Raw genomic sequence first — 18,027 nt, 5'->3', positions numbered from 1 at the left:
AATGAGAATCAATTCCATTGTGAAACATCGAAAGCGCCATCATGTCGAGTCAAGCCGCAAGCTTTGCATTGAAACCGGTCGTCGTTGCCAGCCTGTATCTGATGGGTGCGTCGTGCGCATGGGCGCAGACGCCCGAACCGGCGGCGGAACCCGTCGCTGCGTCCTCGGCCGCCGCCGTGCGTGCCGCCGCCGGACCTGGCGAACCGGACAAGCCGGGTGAACCGCCGCCGCCGAACGCGGTCCCCGGTCCGACGATGAAGGAAATCGTCATTACGGCAAGCCGCCGCGAGCAGGCGATCCGCGAAGCGCCCGCGAGCATTTCGGTGATCAGCCGCGAAGACATCGAGGCGAAACCCTATACGTCGGTCGCGGAGATCGTCGCCAACGTGGAAGGGGTGAGCGTGGTGGGGTCGTCGCCGAACGATCAGGACATCTCGGTTCGCGGGATGCCGGGCGAGTACACGCTGATCCTCGTCGACGGCCGTCGTCAGAATACGCGCGAAACGATGAACCGCGGCACGGCCGGCGTGCAATCGAACCTGATGCCGCCGCTGTCGGCGATCGAGCGCATCGAGGTCGTGCGCGGGCCGATGTCGTCGCTCTACGGCGCGGACGCGATGGGCGGCGTGATCAACGTGATCACGCGCAAGGTGCCGAAGCGCTGGGGGGGCACGATCACGGCCGGCAGCGTATGGCAGCTCGAATCGAACCAGGGCGACACGCAGAGCGTCGACTTCTGGCTCGGCGGCCCGCTGAAATCCGACGTGCTCGGGCTGCAGGCGTCGGGGCGGCTGCTGCATCGCGGCGAGGACGACATCTATTACCCGAACAGCGGCACGGGCGGTGCGAACGGGCAACGAATCGGCAGCTTCGACGTGAAGCTGTCCGCGAAACCCGCGCGCAACCAGGACGTGAGCCTGAGCGTCGGCCGCGAGCAGCTCACCTATCTCAGCACGCCGGGCAAGAGCGCTGCGCCGCTCACGCCGCGGACGGCCGAGTCCGCCGTCACGGAGACGCGGCACGTGCGCGACTACTGGGGCATCGCGCACGACGGCCGCTGGGGCTTCGGCAATACGACGGTGTCGCTGTACGGCGAGCGCGGCGTGCAGGATCAGTGGACGCCGGTAGGGCGCACGGCGGTGCAGCCGGTGCTCACCGACACGATCCTCGAAGGCAAGGCCGAGGTGCCGTGGTGGGGCGAACGCAACATCCTGACGGTGGGCGGCCAGCACATCTGGTCGCGACTGTCGGGCGTCAGCGTGCAGGACGCAGTGCCGAAAGGCCATGGCACCAATGCGGCTCGCGTGACGCGCAACGCATGGGCGCTGTTCGGCGAGAACGACTACTTCTTCAACGACCGTTTCACGCTGACGACCGGCGTGCGGCTCGATCACGATGACCGATACGGCAGCCACGTGAGCCCGCGCATTTACGGCGTGTACCAGCTCAGCAATGCATGGACGGTGCGCGGCGGCATGTCGACGGGCTTTCGACCGCCGGCGCTGCGTCAGAGCACAGGCGGCTATTGCATGACGTCGGGCGGCGCGGCTGGCGCGACCCCTGGCACGCTGTGCGGCAATCCGGACCTCAAGCCGGAGACGAGCCTGACCGAGGAACTCGGAGTGCGCTACGACATGGGCGATACCTATGCGGGCCTGACGCTGTTCAACAACCTGTTCAAGAACAAGGTGTCGAGTTACGACACGGGCAAGCCCGATCCGCGCTCGCCGGGGCGCAACATCTATGTGTACGACAACATCGATCGGGTCAAGCTGTACGGGCTCGAGATCGGCGTGGGCACGCGCCTGTCGCGCACGCTGAAAGTGTCCGGTGCGTACACGCTGACCGAATCGCGCCGCGAGGGCAGCGGCGAGAAGGCATTCAACGGCAGCTCGCTCGACGGCTACCCGCTCGACAAGACGCCGAAGAACAAATTCAACGTGCAGGTCGACTGGATCCCGACGGCCAAACTCGATCTCTATGCGGCGGCGAACTATATCGGCAGCCAGTACTGGGCTGCATTCCGCAACGGCGCGCAGGGCGTGCGCGAACGGCCGTCGACAACGACCTTCGATCTCGGCGGCCGTTACCGGATCGACAAGCGTTTCTCCGTCAATTTCGCGGTGCTGAACCTCACCAACAAGAGGGTGCCGATCGACGATCGTACCCGGACGACCGGGCTGAGCGACAACTGGCTCGTCGACCAGGGGCGCCGCATCGCGGTGAGCCTGACCGCCGAAATGTGACGGCATCGCCGGCACCGGGCGCCGGCTCGTTCAATCTGGAGGCAAATGTCATGAATGCGATTTCCCGATCGTCCGATCTATTAGCATTCCACAACGTATGGGATGTTTATCGTGCGGATACCCCGCTGTTTCTGGCGACGCCGGCCCATACGCTGCTGGCCGGCGACGTTGCCGAGGCGATTGCGCATGCGGATGTTCCGCTCGCGGCGCGCGTGAACGATGCGCTGCGTCGCGCGCGGGCAGACGGTCATGCCGGCGCGGCCGTGGTCGGCGCCGTGCCGTTCGATGCCGACGCGCCGGCCGCATTGCGGGTCGCGCGCACGATGCTGCGCGCCCGGCCTCTCGGCGCGCTGAGCGCACCCGAGCCGGGCGGCATGCGCTACGCGACGCGCGAGGTGCCGCCGGCGGAGGCTTACGCGGAGGCGGTCGCGCATGCGATCGCCCGGGTCCGTGCGGGCGAGCTCGACAAGGTCGTGCTGGCGCGCACGCTGGAGGCGACCGGTGACGCCGCGGTGGACGTCGCCTCGCTCGTGGCACGGCTCGCGGCGCGCAATCCGCACGGCTATACGTTCTCGGTCGATCTCGGCGCGGGCCGCACGCTGCTCGGCGCGAGTCCGGAACTGCTCGTGAACCGCTTCGACAGCGTCGTACGGGCGAACCCGCTCGCGGGATCTGCGCCGCGCAGCCGCGATCCCGTCGAGGACCGGCGCCGCGCGCAGGCGCTGCTGGCGTCCGCGAAGGACCTCGACGAGCATCGGGTCGTCGTCGAAGCGGTGCGTGATTGCCTCGCACCGCTGTGTCGGCGCCTCGACGTACCGGCACGCCCGTCGCTCGTTCACACGGAAACGATGTGGCATCTGTCCACCGAAGTGTGCGGCGAGACCGATGCGGATGCGTTGACGCTTGCGCTCGCGCTGCATCCGACGCCCGCCGTCTGCGGCACGCCGCGCGCAGCGGCGCGCGACTGCATCCGCGATGCAGAGCCGTTCGATCGCGGTTTTTATGCGGGGATGCTCGGTTGGGTCGATGGACAGGGCGACGGCGAGTGGGTCGTCACGATTCGTTGCGCCGAAGCATGCGACCGCACGCTTCGGCTGTATGCGGGCGCGGGTATCGTCGGCGAATCGACGCCCGAGGGCGAATGTGCGGAAACCGCCGCCAAATTCCGCACGATGCTGGATGCGCTCGGGATTCGTCACGATGCGGCGTCGGGCGCCGCGCGGGAGGCCGCATGACGTTGGAGAGCCGCACGCCCTGGCCGGACGCGTTCGCCGACGCATACCGCCGCAAGGGATACTGGCGTGGTCAGTCGTTCGACCAGTGGCTCGACGAACGTGTCGCGCGGCATGGCGAGCGCATCGCGCTGGTGCAGGGCGACTTGCGCTGGTCGTACCGCACGCTCGCGGCCGAGGCGGAACGCACGGCGCACGCATTGACGGCCATCGGGATCGTGCCGGGCGACCGGGTCGTCGTGCAATTGCCGAACTGCGTCGCGTTTTTCGCGTTGACGTTCGCATTGTTCAGGATCGGCGCACTGCCGGTGTTTGCGTTGCCCGCGCATCGCCGGCGCGAGATCGGCTACTTTTGCCGTCACGCGGGGGCGGTCGCCTATGTTGCGGCGGAACGGCACGACGGATTCGATTACCGGACGCTTGCGGGCGAGATCGGTGCCGATGCGCCGACGCTGCGCCACGTGCTGTTCACGGCACCCGGTAACGCGCGGGTTGCGTTGCCCCACGCGCTGGACGCGGCTGGCGAACGCACGCTGCCGCCGGGGCCCGGCGCGCACGCGACCGCGTTCCTGCAATTGTCGGGCGGCAGCACGGGGACGCCGAAGCTGATTCCGCGCACGCACGACGACTATCTGTACAGCGTGCGGGAGAGCGCGCGTCTCTGCGGACTCTCTGAGCGCAGCGTCTATCTCGCGGCGCTGCCGGCCGCGCATAACTATGCGCTGAGCTCGCCGGGTTCGTTCGGCGTTTTTCATGCCGGCGGCATCGTCGTGCTCGCCGACGGTGCGAGCCCCGATGTCGCGTTTGCGTTGATCGAACGCGAGCGCGTGACGGTGGCGGCGCTCGTGCCGCCGCTCGTACCCGTGTGGCTGGCCGCCGCCGCGCAGCGGCGCGAGGCGCTGGCCAGCCTCGAGCTCGTGCAGGTCGGCGGCGCGCGTTTCGATCCGGCGCTCGCGACCCGTGCGGCGGACGGCTTCGGTGCGCAATTGCAGCAGGTATTCGGGATGGCGGAAGGGCTCGTCAATTACACGCGGCTCGACGATCCGCTCGACGTGGTGACTGCCACGCAAGGGCGCCCGATCTCGCCGGACGACGAGATCCTCATCGTCGACGACGACGATCGTCCGGTCCGGCCCGGTGAAGTCGGCCATCTGCTGACGCGCGGCCCGTACACGATCCGCGGCTATTACGACGCGGCCGCGCACAACGCGCGTGCGTTCACGGCGGACGGCTTCTATCGCACGGGTGATCGCGTTCGTCTGACGGCGAATGGCCATCTCGTCGTCGAGGGGCGCGCAAAGGATCAGATCAACCGCGGCGGCGAGAAGATTCCGGCCGAAGAGATCGAGCACCTGCTGCTCGCGCATCCGGGCGTCGTCGACGCCGCCCTGGTGGCGATGCCGGACCCGTATCTCGGTGAACGCAGTTGCGCATACGTGATTCGCGGCACACCCGCACCGGCCGCGGCAGACCTGGTGCGATTCGTGCGCGGGCAGGGCGTGGCCGCCTACAAGGTGCCCGACCGGATCGAGTTCGTCGACGCATTCCCGAAGACGCCGGTGGGCAAGATCGACAAGCGTGCGCTGCGCCAGCACATCGCCGCTCGGCTGGCCGCCGTTGCGTGACCGCGCCGGCACTGCCGCACCTATTTCCGCATTCCAGATCAGGACCATCATGGCCATTCCGAAAATCGCTTCCTATCCGATGCCGGCGGAGTTGCCGGCGAACCGCGTGAACTGGCAGTTCGAACCACGCCGTGCGGCGCTGCTGGTGCACGACATGCAGGACTACTTCCTCGACTTCTACGACCGCACGGCGGCGCCGGTGCCGACGCTGATCGCGCATGTGCGCCGCCTGATCGATTTTGCGCACGCGACCGGGATGCCGGTCTTCTACACCGCGCAGCCGGCGATGCAGGCGACGGTCGACCGGGCGCTTCTGACCGACATGTGGGGGCCGGGCCTCACCGCGCAGCCGTCGTGCGCGTCGATCTGCGAAGCGCTTGCGCCGGCATCCGGCGATACGGTGCTCGACAAGTGGCGCTACAGCGCATTCCAGCGCTCGCTGCTCGACACTCGCCTGCGCGAGCAGAGGCGCGATCAACTCGCGATCTGCGGCGTCTATGCGCACATCGGCTGCCTGATGACGGCATGCGATGCGTTCATGCGTGACGTGAAGCCATTCTTCGTTGCCGATGCGCTCGCGGATTTTTCCGAGCGCGAGCACCGGATGGCGCTCGACTACGTGGCTGGTCGCTGCGGGATGACTGTGACCACGGACAGGCTCGTCGGCAACGCTGCGGCGGCGCCGACACTTGCCGCGATCGCCGCACAGGTTGCCCACAGTCTGCGGATGCCGGCCGCCGATCTGCACGAGCACGATAACCTGGTCGACTGCGGTTTCGATTCGATCCGGATGATGACCCTCGTCGAACAGTGGCGCGGACAAGGGTACGACGTCACGTTCGTCCAGTTGGCCGAGCAGCCGACGCTCGGCGCGTGGACGCGGGTACTGCAGCGCGCGGCGCAGGTGAGCGCGTGAAGGCCGGCCCGGCGATGCAGGACGCGCGTCCGGCACCGTTTGTCAGTACCGCGGCGGTGTCGGTGCCGCAGGCCGAACGCGTGCTGTTCAAGCTGTGCAAGCATTTCGCGATCAAGGTGCCCGTCGTGTTCGACACGCATCGCGCGACCGTCGATTTTCCATACGGCGTGTGCCGGATGGTGCGCACCGACGACGTATTGCAGCTTCGCTGCGAGGCCGATTCGCCGGAGGGACTCGAACAGGTCCAGTACGTCATGGACGAACACCTGGGCCTGATGTCGCGCAACCGCGCGCTGGTGGTCGCTTGGGCGCGCGGCGCATGATGCGGCCCGCTTCCGGTTCAACGAACTTCGTGATGTGTCCGCTCATGCAAACCGAACCCGCTTCTTCTCCGCTTCGCGCAACGTCCGCGCAATATGGCATCTGGGTCGCGCAACAGGTCGATCCCGACGATCCGGGCTATCTGACGGCCGAGATCATCGAACTCGACGGTGCGCTCGACGTCGCTGCGCTGACCGACAGCGTCGAGACCGTGCTCGACCACGCCGACACACTGCATATGCGCTTTGCGTGGCAGGACGATGCGCTGTGGCAGGCGCGCGGCACGCCGCGCACGAGACTGCCGCTGGTCGACCTGTCGGCCCGTGCGGACCCCGTCGAGGCGGCGCGCGCGTGGATGAAGGCGTCGCTGTCCACCTGCTGCGACGTGACCGCCGATCCGCTGTACCGCACCGCACTGCTGCGACTGTCGCCGACCCGGCACTGGTGGTATCTGCAGGTCCATCACATCGCGCTCGACGGCTTCGGCTACGGTCTGCTGCAGCAGGCCGTGGCGGCCCGCTACAACGCGCGCGTCGGCGATGCGCCGCTGCCGGTGCTGCCTGACTGGCGACTCGGGCGCGTCGTGGACGCCGAAGCGGTTTATCGCGCCGACGGCGGGTTCGAAGCCGATCGCGCGTTCTGGCGAGCGCATCTGCGCGACGTGCCCGCACCGCTCGTGCTCGTGCCGAAGCACGAGATCGCGCTCGACGCGCGGCGCGAGACACGCGTGCTCGACGCCGGCCGCGTGCAGGCGTTGCGCGCGGCCGCCGAGCGGGTCGACGTCGACTGGAACGCATGGCTGCTGTGCGCGATCGGTCTGTGGCTCGCGAAGCAGGGCGGGCAGTGCGATCTGACGCTCGGGCTGCCCGTGATGAACCGGCTCGGCACGCCGGCGCTCGCCGTGCCCTGCATGGCGATGAACATCGTGCCGTTGCGCGCGCATGTCGATGCCGCGTGTTCGTCGCGCGCACTGGCGAGCGAATGCGCGGCGCGACTGCGCGCGATCCGGCCGCACCTGTATTACCGCTACGGCTGGATTCGCGGCGATCTCGGCCTGCTGGAGCGCGACGCATTCCTGTTCAACCAGGCCGTCAACGTGATGCCGTTCGAACGGCAGGTCGCATTCCACGGGCTCGCGAGCGACACGCGTGCGGTTAGCGGCGGCCCGGTGAAGGATCTGAACGTAACGCTCGCCGTGCGCGGCGGCGCGTGGCACCTGACGCTGGAAGCGAACCCGAACGCCTATGACGAGGCCGTGCTCGCCGCGCATGCCGACGATCTTTCGGCGTGGCTGGACGCGTTCGCTGCGCATGCGCCGGACGAGCCCGTCGGCGTGCTGCTCGGCGGGATGCCGACACCGTCGATCGTGCGCGGCGCACCGCTGACCGGGCCGTGCGACGACGTGCTCGAACGGATCGAACGCGTCGCTCGCGCGGCGCCCGCGCATCCGGCGATCGAAGCGGGCGAGCGCTGCATCGACTATCGGACGCTGCTCGCCGACGCCGATGCGCTCGCGGGGGAACTCGTGCAGCGCGGCATCGCGCGCGGCGCATGCGTTGCGATCGCCGCGCCGCGTGCGCCCGATGTGATCGCAGCGATGCTCGCGGTACTGAAGGTCGGCGCGGTGATCGTGCCGGTCGATCCGGACGGACCGCCTCAGCGGGTCGTCGCGATGCTGGCGGACGCCGCACCCGCGCTCGTGATCACGCGCGATGCATGGCGCGGATGCGCAGACGGTCGCGCGGTGCTCGATCTCGATGCGGCGCGACCGCCGTCGCCGTCATGGGGGACGTACGCAACCGACGCTGCGCAATCCGCCTATCAGTTGTATACGTCGGGCTCGACCGGCCGGCCGAACGGTGTGCGGGTCGGGCGCGGCGCGCTCGCCCATTTCGTCGAAAGCACACGCGACCTGTATCGGATCGGCCCGGAAGACCGCGTACTCCAGTTCGCGCCGTTGCATTTCGATGCGAGCTTCGAGGAAATCTTCGCGAGCCTTTGCAATGGCGCGACGCTGGTGCTGCGCGACGACGCGATGCTCGATTCGGTCGATGCGTTTACCGCGGAAGTCGAGCGGCTCCGCATCACGGTGCTCGACTTGCCGACCGCCTACTGGCATGTGCTCGCACACGCGCTGGACGCTCGCCATGCCCGACGCCTTGCCGGCGTGCGGCTGACGATCATCGGCGGCGAAGCCGCCTTGCCGGAGCGGATTCGGCGCTGGCGTGCGCACTTGCCGCATCGCGTGTTGTTGAACACCTATGGGCCGACCGAGACGACGATCATCGCGACTGCCGCGCGCGTGAGCGGCCCCGACGCGGTCTGGCGCGACGGTGAACCCGTGCCGATCGGCATGCCGCGCGCAGGGATCGACGCGTATGTCGTCGACGAACGGCTGTATCCGGTGGCGAAAGGGCGCAGGGGCGAACTGGTGTTGTGCGGCGACGCCCTAGCGCTCGGTTACCCGGGCAATGCGGCGCTGACGGCCGAGCGCTTCGTCGCGCTGCCCGGCACCGGCGCGCGCGCGTACCGGACTGGTGACCTTGCCGCCGTTATCGACGGCCGGCTGGTATTCGACGGCCGGATCGACCACGAGGTGAAGATCAGCGGTGTACGGATCAACCCGCGCGAGATCGAGGACTGGCTGTTGCGCACGCCGGAGGTGCGCGAGGCTGCGGTGATCGCGTTGCGCGGCGACGCCGACGTGACGACGCTCGCGGCGTTCGTCGCGGGCACCGACGACACGGCCGCACTGCGTGCGCAACTCGCCGACGCGCTGCCGGCCGTCGCGATTCCCGACGCGTGGCACGTGCTCGAGCGCTTGCCGCGCAACATCAACGGCAAGACCGATCGCAATGCGCTGCGCCAGCTTGCGATGGCGGCCCGCGTCGGTGTGGACGACGCGCCGGCCGCCGACGCGCTCGAACGACAGGTGATGCATGCGTGGCGCAGCGTGCTCGGCGGCGTAGCACTGACGGCCGACTCGAATTTCTTCGAGATCGGCGGCAAGTCGTTGCAGGCGATCCAGGCAAGCGCGCGGCTCGCGAGTGCGCTCGGACGCGACGTGCCGGTGTCGATGCTGTTCCGTCATGCAACGGTCGCGGCGCTGACGGCCGCGCTACGTGCGCCGCTACCGTACCGACCGCGCGCGCAGCGCGACGCATTCGGCCCGCACCTCGCGATCCAGACGGCGAGCGGCGCCGCGCAACGGCTGATCTGCATTCATCCGGCCGACGGTCTCGCATGGAGTTACTTGCGGCTGGCGGCGTACCTGCCCGACACGACGATCGACGGGCTGCAACTGTCGCTCGACGATACGAACGGCGCGGTCGACTTCGATGCACTCGTCGACACGTACGTACGGCGCGTGCGGGCACTGCAGCCGCACGGGCCGTACCACCTGCTCGGCTGGTCGCTGGGCGGCGCGCTCGCCTACGCCGTCGCGGCGGCCCTCGATCGCGCGGGTGCGCTGGTCGGCGTGGTCGCGCTGATGGACAGCTATCCGTCTTCCGCGTGGACAGCCAGGCCGCAGCCCGTGCGCAGCGATGCGCTGCGGATCCTGCTGACGGTGAACGGCGATTTCGATACGGCGGCGCTGTCCGACACGTCGCTGCGACAGCGCCTGCTGCGCGCGAACAGTCCGTTCGCGGCGCTCGGCGGCGCGGGGCCCGATGCGCTGGTCGACGCGACGCTGCGGCAGATGCGGCAATTTCGCGCGGCACCCACACCGCACTACGGCGGCGAACTGCTGCTGTTCGACGCGACGTGCAAACAGCCCGGCATACCGGGTCCCGACAGCTGGACAGTACATCGGCCCGCGGCGTTGCCGATCTGCGTGGCGCTCGACTGCTCGCACGACGGGATGTCCGATCCGGCGCCGATGGCGGCGATCGGTGCCGCACTGGCCGAACGGCTCGCAGGGTGGGCCGACCTGGCGTTCGAAACGAGGAGCGAGATGCAATGAGCACGACAATCGACATGACGTTTCCGGCGGGCGTGGCCGTCGTCACCGGCGCGGCCCGCGGGATCGGCGCCGCCGTGGTTCGCGGGCTCGCCGCACGCGGCGTCGACGTAGCGGCGTTCGATGCCGATGGGGACACGCTGGCGCGTGCCGCGGCGGACCGTCCGCCGGCGCCGGGCCGCGTCCATCCGTTCGCGCTCGACGTGGCCGACCCGCACGCGGTTCGCGTTGCGGTCGAATGCGTGGCCGCGACGACCGGCCCGATCGGCATGCTCGCGAACGTGGCCGGCGTATTGCGGCTCGCGCAGGCGACGTCGCTGACCGACGACGACTGGGCGCATTGCTTCGCCGTGAATACGCACGGGGTGTTCCATCTGGCGCGTGCGGTCGCGCCGTACATGATCGAGCGGCGCGCGGGCAGCATCGTGACCGTCGGATCGAACGCGGCGCTTGTGCCGCGTGCGCAGATGGCCGCCTACGCGGCGTCGAAGGCCGCCGCGCATCAGTTCACTCGCTGCCTCGGCCTCGAGCTGGCCGGGCACGGCATCCGCTGCAACATCGTCGCCCCGGGCTCGACCGACACGCCGATGCAGCGTCAGCTGTGGCGCGGGCCGGACGGTGCCGCAGGCGTCATCGCGGGCGCGCTCGAAACCTTTCGCACCGGCATTCCGCTCGGCCGCATCGCGGAACCCGAAGACGTCGCCGACGCGGTGCTGTTCCTGTTGTCCGACGCGGCGCGGCACGTGACGCTGCATACGCTGTGCGTTGATGGCGGCGCGACGCTCGGCGTGTGATCGTTCGTGACGTCCGTCGGCATTTCGTATCAGGAGCATGGTCATGAAACAGATTTCGGCTTGCGCCGCACACGCGGCGGCAGGCGCGTTCGGGCGGCTGCTCGCGGACATCAATGCGCTCGGGCTGCCGGTCGCGGCCGAGGTGCTGGATGTCGCGCCGCCGCACTATCTGTCCGACCTTGTGAGCTGGGCTGCGATCGGCGCCCGCTCGACGGCGAGTTGCGCTACGGCAGTTCGGTCACGGACCCGTGCGTCGGCTGAGAAGCCACCGAGGCCGCGTTGCTGTGCGCACATCGCCGGTTGACCGGCGGCGATGCACGCCGGAACCGCGGTCGGACTTTTTTCTCCATCGGAACATGTATGTCGACTGCCCCCGCAGATTCCCTGCAAGCGCCGGCTGACGCCGGCACCTCTTTCATTCCGCTGCTGCTTGCGAACTTCGCGATGGTGGCCGGCACCTACGCGTTCGTCACGATCGCCGGCCCGATGGCGCGGCGCATGCATCTCGCGCCGCTGCATTTCGGCGCGATCATCGGTATCGTCGGACTCGTATGGATGGCCGTCGCTCCGCGTTGGGGGCGGGCCGCGGACATCCGCGGGCGGTTGCCGACGATGCGCGCGGCGATCGGCGGATTCGTCGCGAGTTCGCTGCTGCTGGCGGGCTACGTCGGCTGGGCGTTGCGCGGCGGCGGCCACGCCGTGCCGCCGGCGTGGGCCGGCTTTCTTGCATTGCTCGTGACGCGCGCCGCGATGGGCGGCTGCTATGCGGGGCTGCCGGTCGCCGCCACCGCGTGGATCGCCGACCGGACGCCGGTCGCCGGACGGGCGTCCGCGCTCGCGCGATTCGGCGCGGCGGGCGCAATCGGGATGGCGCTCGCGCCGCCGTTGGCGGGCTGGCTCGCGGGGGTGGACATGACGCTCGCGCTCGCCGTTTTCGCGCTGCTGCCGCTTGCCGGATTCGCTGGACTGCGGCGGCTGCGCAGCGACGGTCCGCATCTCGCACGGCATGCGCCGCCCCGGCTGAAACCGACCGATCCGCGCTTGCGCTTACCGTGGGGCAGCGCGTTCGCGCTGTACAGCGCGGTGATGATCGCGAACAGCGTGCTCGGTTTTTACGTGATCGACCGGCTGCAGGTCCGGACGAGCGATGCATCGAGGGTGGTCGGCTATGCGCTCGGCAGCGCCGGGGTCGGCCTGATCGCGATGCAGTCGCTGGTCGGCCGCCTGCGCGCGGTCGCGCCGCGTCAATGGCTGAGCTGGGGCGCGCTGGCGGGCGGCGCCGGGTTCGTGTCGACGCTGGCGGTGGGGGCTGCGCATCCGTTGCTGCTGTGCGCAAGCTATTTGGTCGCGGCGTGCGGCATGGGCGCGGCCTTTCCGACGGTCGCGGCGCTCGCGAGCACGCGCGTCGAACCGCACGAGCAGGCCGCGTGCGCGGGCGCGATGTCGATGGCCCAGGGGCTCAGCATGGTCGTTGCGCCGCTGGTCGGTACGATGCTGTACGAACTGCATCCGGCGGCGCCGTTCGCTTCGATCGGCATGGTGCTCGTCGTCGTGTTCGTCGCGGCCCGCGCCGACGGGGCGGGTACGACGGCGGCGTGACGGTGTTCGATAGACGGGCGCGACACGATCGCCCAGGTGTGTTGGTGTGTACGAGCGGCGCGAGCGGGATCCTCGACGCAGGCAACGGCAGCAAGGTCGACCTGAGCGGCGGCGGCCTGAAGCAGCAGGTCACCAAGCAGATCTGCGACAAGGTGCTGGCGCAAGGGAAGTCGCTGTTGTAAGCCGGCGTCGCGGACCGTTCGCGCACGTCGAGTCCGTGCGCGAACGGCAGAAAAGGCCGATGTGGCGGCGGCAGAAGCCGGCTGTCGCCATCGCCGGCGGTAACGTCCGGTCGCGTCAACCCGAAAAGTCCGTCACGACCGTCACACCGGCGCCTTCGAACCGGTTCATGTTCATCAGCGCATCAATCGACTGGGCGAGACTGATTTCCTTGCCGATCAACCGGTTCGGCGCGAGCGTGCCGGCATGCACCATGTCGAGCATCGCGTCGTAACGATGCGCCTGCATCCCGTGGCTGCCCAGAATCTCCAGTTCGTGCGCGATGACCTTGCTCATCGGCACGGCCGGCGTCGCATGCTCGCCGAGCATCAGCCCGACCTGCACATGCTTGCCGCGGCGGCGCAGATTGCTGATCGAGTTGAAGCAGGTGGTCGGATGGCCGAGCGCATCGAGCGACACGTGGGCGCCACCGCGCGTGATCTCCTTCACCGCATCGACAACGTCCGCGACTTGCGACGCATTGACGGTCGCCGCTGCGCCGACCGATCGCGCGAGCGCGAGCGCCTGGTCCGAAATGTCGATCGCGACGACGTTCGCACCGATCGCATGCGCGATCATGATCGCCGACAGACCGACGCCTCCGCAGCCGTGCACGGCGACCCACTGGCCGGCCGACGTGCGCCCCTGGTCGACCACCGCGCGAAATGACGTCACGAAGCGGCATCCGAGGCTCGCCGCGGTCGGGAAATCGAGCGCGTCGGGCAGCCGTACGAGGTTCAGGTCCGCGTGATGGATGCCGACGAACTGGGCGAACGAGCCCCAATGCGTGAAGCCGGGCTGAAACTGCCGCTCGCATACCTGCTGGTTGCCGGAATGGCATTCCGGGCAGTGCCCGCAGCCGCCGACGAACGGCACCGTGACGCGGTCGCCGGCCTTCCAGCGCGTGACCGCCGCGCCCGCCGCGACCACGACGCCGGCCAGTTCGTGCCCCGGCACATGCGGCAGCACGATGTCCGGGTCGTGCCCCATCCAGCCGTGCCAGTCGCTGCGGCACACGCCGGTCGCCTTCACTTCGATCACGACGCCGTCGGGTGCCGGTGTCGGATCGTCGACATTCATCAACCGCGGCGCCGCGCCGAACGCTTCATAAACGACTGCTTTCACTATCTCCTCCTGGATCGAATGAGTCTTTCAATATAGCCGGACGAAAGCGGATTTATCTTTCATTTTGCGATTGAGAAACGGGTATTCTTGAGATAGCCTTGCGAAGATCGGGCGAATGCCGCAAGGAGCTTTCATGGAACAACTGGACAGGATCGATCGCGGCATGCTCGACATGCTCCAGCAGGACGGGCGCGTATCGAATGCGCGGCTCGCCGAAGCGTTCTCGCTGAGCGAGACGTCCTGTTGGCGCCGGCTCAGGCGGCTGGAGGAAGCGGGGTTGATCGCGGGCTATCACGCGCGGCTCGACCGTCGAAAGCTCGGGCTCGGCGTGATGGCGTTCGTGCAGATCGTCTGCACGCAGCACAGCGAGGAGGTGGCGGCCGAGTTCGAGCGTCTGATCCAGGCAAGCCCCAACGTGCTTGCATGCGACAACACGACCGGCGAAGCGGATTTTCTGCTGCAGGTGGTGGCGGCCGACCTTGACGACTACAGTCATTTCGTTGAAAGGGTGCTGCGCAGATTGCCGGGCGTGCTGAGCATCCGCTCGAACCTGTCGCTGCGGCAGTTGAAGTCGACGCAGCGGCTGCCGATAGCGTGATGGCGCAAACCGGCGCTCGCGCATGCGCGAGCGGTCAGTCGGCCAGCCGCTTGTCGGCGAGCGCCTTGCAGCAGTCTTCGTAGACCCATTGCACGAGTTTCGCCCGGTAGTCGAGATCGTCGGTATCGACGATTTCCTCGACCGCGTCGCGCGCCCATGACGCATCGACGAAGCCGGCGTGCCGCTTGGCGATGTCCTGCGCCAGCGCGGCCAGCTTCGCGATCGCGAGCCAGTCGGCCTGCCGGTGATGGCGGTCGAGCCAGCGGTGCGCGGCCTGCACCTGGAAAGACGCGTCCGGCCAGGATTCATTCAGATAAAACGCGCCGAGATTGCCGCAGGTGAGCCAGCACAGCAGCTCCAGGCGATCTTGCGAACCGAGGGTACGGGATGCGTCGGTCATGGCAGCGCTCGCGAAAGGCATCGATTCCGGGTGGCGCGGCCTGCAGCGGCCGGCGCCGATACTAAAAACATAGCACGATGCGGACCACGTCGTGCACCCGCGTGGCGCGGATGCCGCAGCCGCGGGAAGCGGGCGTGCGGCGCACCGTCCGTGCGCGCTGCGGCCGCGTTCGACGTCATCGCCGTGCCGCGTCACACTCGTTAGAATGGCCGTTTTCCGGGAGACAGGAAGCGATGAAAATCTACGACCAGTTCTACATCGACGGCGCATGGCGCAAACCGGCCGGAACGGGCACGATCGACGTGATCGACTCGGGTACCGAGGCCGTGATCGGCCGGATTCCCGAAGGCGTCGCGTCGGATGCGCAGGACGCGATCCGCGCGGCGCGCGCGGCATTCGACGCATGGGCCGCGACGCCGGCCGCGACGCGCGCGGGCTACCTGCGCAAGATTGTCGAGCGCCTGCAGGCGCGCAGCGAGGAACTCGCGCAGTCGATCACCGGCGAAGTCGGGATGCCGATCAAGCTGTCGCGCGCGATCCAGGTCGGCGGCCCGATCTACAACTGGAAGGCGTACGCGAAGCTCGCCGAATCGTTCGAATTCGAGGCAACGGTCGGCAACTCGCTGGTCGTGCGCGAGCCGGTCGGCGTCGTCGCGGCGATCACGCCGTGGAACTATCCGCTCAATCAGGTCACGCTGAAGGTCGCACCGGCACTCGCGGCCGGCTGCACGGTTGTCCTGAAGCCGTCCGAAGTCGCGCCGCTCAACGCGTTCATGCTCGCCGAAGCGATTCACGAAGCGGGCCTGCCGCCGGGCGTGTTCAATCTCGTATGCGGTTATGGCCCTGTCGTCGGCGAGGTGCTGGCGACCGATCCGGACGTCGACATGGTGTCGTTCACCGGTTCGACGCGTGCTGGCAAGCGCGTGGCCGAACTCGCGGCCGCGGGCGTGAAGCGCGTCGCGCTCGAACTCGGCGGCAAGTCGGCGTCGGTGATCCTCGACGATGCCGATTTCGCGGCGGCGGTGAAGGGCACGGTCAACGCTTGCTACCTGAACGCGGGCCAGACCTGTTCGGCGCACACGCGGATGCTGGTGCCGGAGGCACGCTACGACGAGGCGCGCGAGATCGCGAAGAAGGCGGCCGAAGCGTATGTCGCGGGCGATCCGCGTGAGGAAACGACGCGCCTCGGCGCGCTCGCGTCGGCGGCGCAGCAGCAGCGCGTGCAGGCGTATATCCAGCGCGGGATCGACGACGGCGCGGAACTCGTGACGGGCGGCACGGGCCTGCCGGAAGGGCTCGCGAAGGGTTTCTTCGTGAAGCCGACGGTGTTCGGCCGCGTCGATCCGAAATCGACGATCGCGCAGGAAGAGATCTTCGGGCCGGTGCTGTCGATCATCACGTATCGCGACGAAGACGAAGCGGTGCGCATCGCGAACGATTCGCCGTACGGGCTCGGCGGCGCGGTGTGGGCGGGCAGCGACGAACGCGCGATGCGCGTCGCGCGCCGCATCCGCACGGGTCAGGTCGACATCAACGGCGGCATGTGGAACGGCGCCGCGCCGTTCGGCGGCTACAAGCAGTCGGGACACGGCCGCGAGAACGGCGTGTACGGGCTCGAAGAGTATCTCGAGTACAAGTCGATGCAGCTCAAGCCGGCGAATCCGGCCTGAGCGTTTTACCCCGCATGACCCGAAACGGCACGCTCGCGTGCCGTTTTTTATTGACGGCCGTCAAGGTGCGCGCCGGTGGATCGTCGATCATCGCGTTTCCGATTTTCGTTTGTTTCGACGAGGTTCAGATGACCGCACGCACTTCCTTCCCGCCGCTCAAGATTCGCGGCCGCACGTTGCTGCCCGTGGTGCAGGGCGGCATGGGCGTCGGCGTTTCCGCGCACCGCCTCGCCGGCAGCGTCGCGCGCGAAGGCGCGCTCGGCACGATCGCCAGCATCGACCTGCGTCACCACCACGCGGACCTGCTCGCGCGCTGCCGCGCGAATCCCGATCGCCCGATGCTCGAGGCCGCGAACCTCGACGCGCTCGCACGCGAGATTCGCCTCGCGAAAACCTACAGCGAAGGGCGCGGGATGATCGCGGTCAACGTGATGAAGGCGGTGAGCGCGCATGCGGACTACGTGCGCGTCGCATGCGACGAAGGCGCCGACGCGATCGTGATGGGCGCCGGCCTGCCGCTCGATCTGCCCGACCTCACGCAGGGGCACGACATCGCGCTGATCCCGATCCTGTCGGACAGCCGCGGCATCGCGCTGGTGCTGAAGAAGTGGATGAAGAAGGGGCGGCTGCCCGATGCGATCGTGATCGAGCATCCCGCGCATGCGGGCGGCCACCTCGGCGTCACGCAGATCGACGACATGCACGATGCGCGCTTCGATTTCGCGCGCGTGCTCGACGAGACCGCACAGGTGATGGCGTCGCTCGGCCTCGCGCGCGACACGATCCCGCTGATCGTCGCGGGCGGGATCAACAGTCACGACACGGTGCGCGCGGCGCTCGCGGCCGGCGCGAACGGCGTGCAGGTGGGAACACCGTTCGCGGTGACGGAGGAGGGCGATGCGCATCCGAACTTCAAGCGCGTGCTGGCCGATGCGCTGCCCGACGACATCGTCGAATTCGTCAGCGTGACGGGGCTGCCGGCGCGCGCGGTGAAGACCCCCTGGCTCGATCGTTACCTGCGCAACGAAACGCGTATTCGCGACAAGCTCGGCGCGTTCCGGCAGCGCTGCCCGACCGCGCTCGAATGCCTGAGCGTCTGCGGGTTGCGCGACGGCATCGAGAAGTTCGGCCATTTCTGCATCGACACGCGGCTCGCGGCCGCGCTGCGCGGCGACGTCGCGAACGGCCTGTTCTTCCGCGGCCGCGAAGCGCTGCCGTTCGGCAACGCGATCCGCAGCGTACGCGATCTGCTCGATCTGCTGCTGACGGGCCGCGCGGCGGAGCCTGCGACAAACCGTCCGATGTTTACGCTGGCTTGACG

General features: G+C 68.5%; 14 protein-coding genes and 1 pseudogene. 13 read left to right on the top strand and 2 right to left on the bottom strand.

Annotation, left to right across the window (positions count from 1 at the left end; translation table 11 throughout):
- Positions 1-41: 41 nt before the first annotated feature.
- The 10 genes and pseudogenes from LMA02_RS08885 to LMA02_RS08840 all read left to right on the top strand — a co-directional run.
- On the top strand, positions 42-2,246 hold the full coding sequence (locus tag LMA02_RS08885; RefSeq protein WP_228904350.1) for a TonB-dependent receptor domain-containing protein: 2,205 nt from the start codon (positions 42-44) through the stop codon (positions 2,244-2,246).
- A gap of 50 nt (positions 2,247-2,296) precedes the next feature.
- Complete coding sequence (locus tag LMA02_RS08880) at positions 2,297-3,481, top strand: isochorismate synthase (protein ID WP_228904347.1); 1,185 nt, start codon at positions 2,297-2,299, stop codon at positions 3,479-3,481.
- A complete protein-coding gene (locus LMA02_RS08875; RefSeq protein WP_228904345.1) occupies positions 3,478-5,103 on the top strand; it encodes a (2,3-dihydroxybenzoyl)adenylate synthase in 1,626 nt (541 codons plus the stop codon). The genes LMA02_RS08880 and LMA02_RS08875 overlap by 4 nt, the downstream gene beginning before the upstream one ends.
- 49 nt (positions 5,104-5,152) lie before the next feature.
- Positions 5,153-6,019 carry an isochorismatase family protein gene (locus tag LMA02_RS08870; protein WP_228904343.1) on the top strand — a complete coding sequence of 289 codons (867 nt, stop codon included), beginning with the start codon at positions 5,153-5,155 and terminating at the stop codon, positions 6,017-6,019.
- Positions 6,016-6,342, top strand: a complete 327-nt coding sequence (locus tag LMA02_RS08865; protein ID WP_228904341.1) for a DUF2218 domain-containing protein — start codon at positions 6,016-6,018, stop codon at positions 6,340-6,342. Before LMA02_RS08870 ends, LMA02_RS08865 begins: the two co-directional genes overlap by 4 nt.
- Before the next feature lie 44 nt (positions 6,343-6,386).
- Entirely contained in the window at positions 6,387-10,304 is a 3,918-nt protein-coding gene (locus LMA02_RS08860; RefSeq protein WP_228904339.1) for a non-ribosomal peptide synthetase, read from the top strand.
- Positions 10,301-11,095, top strand: a complete 795-nt coding sequence (locus LMA02_RS08855) for a 2,3-dihydro-2,3-dihydroxybenzoate dehydrogenase (RefSeq protein ID WP_228904333.1) — start codon at positions 10,301-10,303, stop codon at positions 11,093-11,095. Before LMA02_RS08860 ends, LMA02_RS08855 begins: the two co-directional genes overlap by 4 nt.
- 43 nt (positions 11,096-11,138) lie before the next feature.
- On the top strand, positions 11,139-11,399 hold the full coding sequence (locus LMA02_RS35515; protein ID WP_416378647.1) for a hypothetical protein: 261 nt from the start codon (positions 11,139-11,141) through the stop codon (positions 11,397-11,399).
- 56 nt (positions 11,400-11,455) lie between these two features.
- A complete protein-coding gene (locus LMA02_RS08845) occupies positions 11,456-12,694 on the top strand; it encodes an MFS transporter (RefSeq protein ID WP_228904328.1) in 1,239 nt (412 codons plus the stop codon).
- 50 nt (positions 12,695-12,744) lie between these two features.
- Positions 12,745-12,876, top strand: a pseudogene (locus tag LMA02_RS08840) (DUF2501 domain-containing protein); the annotation flags it as partial.
- A gap of 115 nt (positions 12,877-12,991) precedes the next feature.
- Here LMA02_RS08840 and LMA02_RS08835 read toward each other — a convergent pair.
- On the bottom strand, positions 12,992-14,038 hold the full coding sequence (locus LMA02_RS08835) for a zinc-dependent alcohol dehydrogenase family protein (protein ID WP_228904326.1): 1,047 nt from the start codon (positions 14,036-14,038) through the stop codon (positions 12,992-12,994).
- A gap of 133 nt (positions 14,039-14,171) precedes the next feature.
- On the opposite strand from LMA02_RS08835, the gene LMA02_RS08830 reads away from it, so the two are divergent.
- The gene (locus LMA02_RS08830) at positions 14,172-14,636 is read left to right on the top strand and encodes an Lrp/AsnC family transcriptional regulator (protein ID WP_228904324.1); all 465 of its coding nucleotides are present in this window, start codon (positions 14,172-14,174) and stop codon (positions 14,634-14,636) included.
- Positions 14,637-14,670: 34 nt separating this feature from the next.
- On the opposite strand, the gene LMA02_RS08825 is transcribed toward LMA02_RS08830, so the two are convergent.
- Positions 14,671-15,036, bottom strand: a complete 366-nt coding sequence (locus LMA02_RS08825; protein WP_006753485.1) for a hypothetical protein — start codon at positions 15,034-15,036, stop codon at positions 14,671-14,673.
- A gap of 233 nt (positions 15,037-15,269) precedes the next feature.
- On the opposite strand from LMA02_RS08825, the gene LMA02_RS08820 reads away from it, so the two are divergent.
- Together LMA02_RS08820 and LMA02_RS08815 are read left to right on the top strand one after the other, a co-directional pair.
- Positions 15,270-16,706, top strand: coding sequence for an aldehyde dehydrogenase family protein (locus tag LMA02_RS08820; RefSeq protein WP_228904322.1), 1,437 nt, complete (start codon positions 15,270-15,272; stop codon positions 16,704-16,706).
- Positions 16,707-16,834: 128 nt separating this feature from the next.
- A complete protein-coding gene (locus LMA02_RS08815; RefSeq protein ID WP_228904320.1) occupies positions 16,835-18,025 on the top strand; it encodes an NAD(P)H-dependent flavin oxidoreductase in 1,191 nt (396 codons plus the stop codon).
- The last annotated feature ends 2 nt before the right edge of the window (positions 18,026-18,027 follow it).

It is taken from the genome of Burkholderia sp. B21-005 (genome assembly GCF_020843965.1).
Classification (GTDB): domain Bacteria; phylum Pseudomonadota; class Gammaproteobacteria; order Burkholderiales; family Burkholderiaceae; genus Burkholderia; species Burkholderia ambifaria.
The sequence above is the reverse complement of the archived record's forward strand: the minus strand, read 5'-3'. Positions and strand labels throughout refer to the sequence as shown.

Excerpts from the sequence above, each read along its gene's own strand:
- LMA02_RS08830 (WP_228904324.1), top strand. The coding sequence starts at position 14,172 with ATGGAACAACTGGACAGGATCGATCGCGGCATGCTCGACATGCTCCAG.
- LMA02_RS08870 (WP_228904343.1), top strand. The coding sequence starts at position 5,153 with ATGGCCATTCCGAAAATCGCTTCCTATCCGATGCCGGCGGAGTTGCCG.
- LMA02_RS08885 (WP_228904350.1), top strand. The coding sequence starts at position 42 with ATGTCGAGTCAAGCCGCAAGCTTTGCATTGAAACCGGTCGTCGTTGCC.
- LMA02_RS08860 (WP_228904339.1), top strand. The coding sequence starts at position 6,387 with ATGCAAACCGAACCCGCTTCTTCTCCGCTTCGCGCAACGTCCGCGCAA.
- LMA02_RS08845 (WP_228904328.1), top strand. The coding sequence starts at position 11,456 with ATGTCGACTGCCCCCGCAGATTCCCTGCAAGCGCCGGCTGACGCCGGC.
- LMA02_RS08815 (WP_228904320.1), top strand. The coding sequence starts at position 16,835 with ATGACCGCACGCACTTCCTTCCCGCCGCTCAAGATTCGCGGCCGCACG.
- LMA02_RS08820 (WP_228904322.1), top strand. The coding sequence starts at position 15,270 with ATGAAAATCTACGACCAGTTCTACATCGACGGCGCATGGCGCAAACCG.
- LMA02_RS35515 (WP_416378647.1), top strand. The coding sequence starts at position 11,139 with ATGAAACAGATTTCGGCTTGCGCCGCACACGCGGCGGCAGGCGCGTTC.
- LMA02_RS08855 (WP_228904333.1), top strand. The coding sequence starts at position 10,301 with ATGAGCACGACAATCGACATGACGTTTCCGGCGGGCGTGGCCGTCGTC.
- LMA02_RS08875 (WP_228904345.1), top strand. The coding sequence starts at position 3,478 with ATGACGTTGGAGAGCCGCACGCCCTGGCCGGACGCGTTCGCCGACGCA.
- LMA02_RS08880 (WP_228904347.1), top strand. The coding sequence starts at position 2,297 with ATGAATGCGATTTCCCGATCGTCCGATCTATTAGCATTCCACAACGTA.
- LMA02_RS08825 (WP_006753485.1), bottom strand. The coding sequence starts at position 15,036 with ATGACCGACGCATCCCGTACCCTCGGTTCGCAAGATCGCCTGGAGCTG.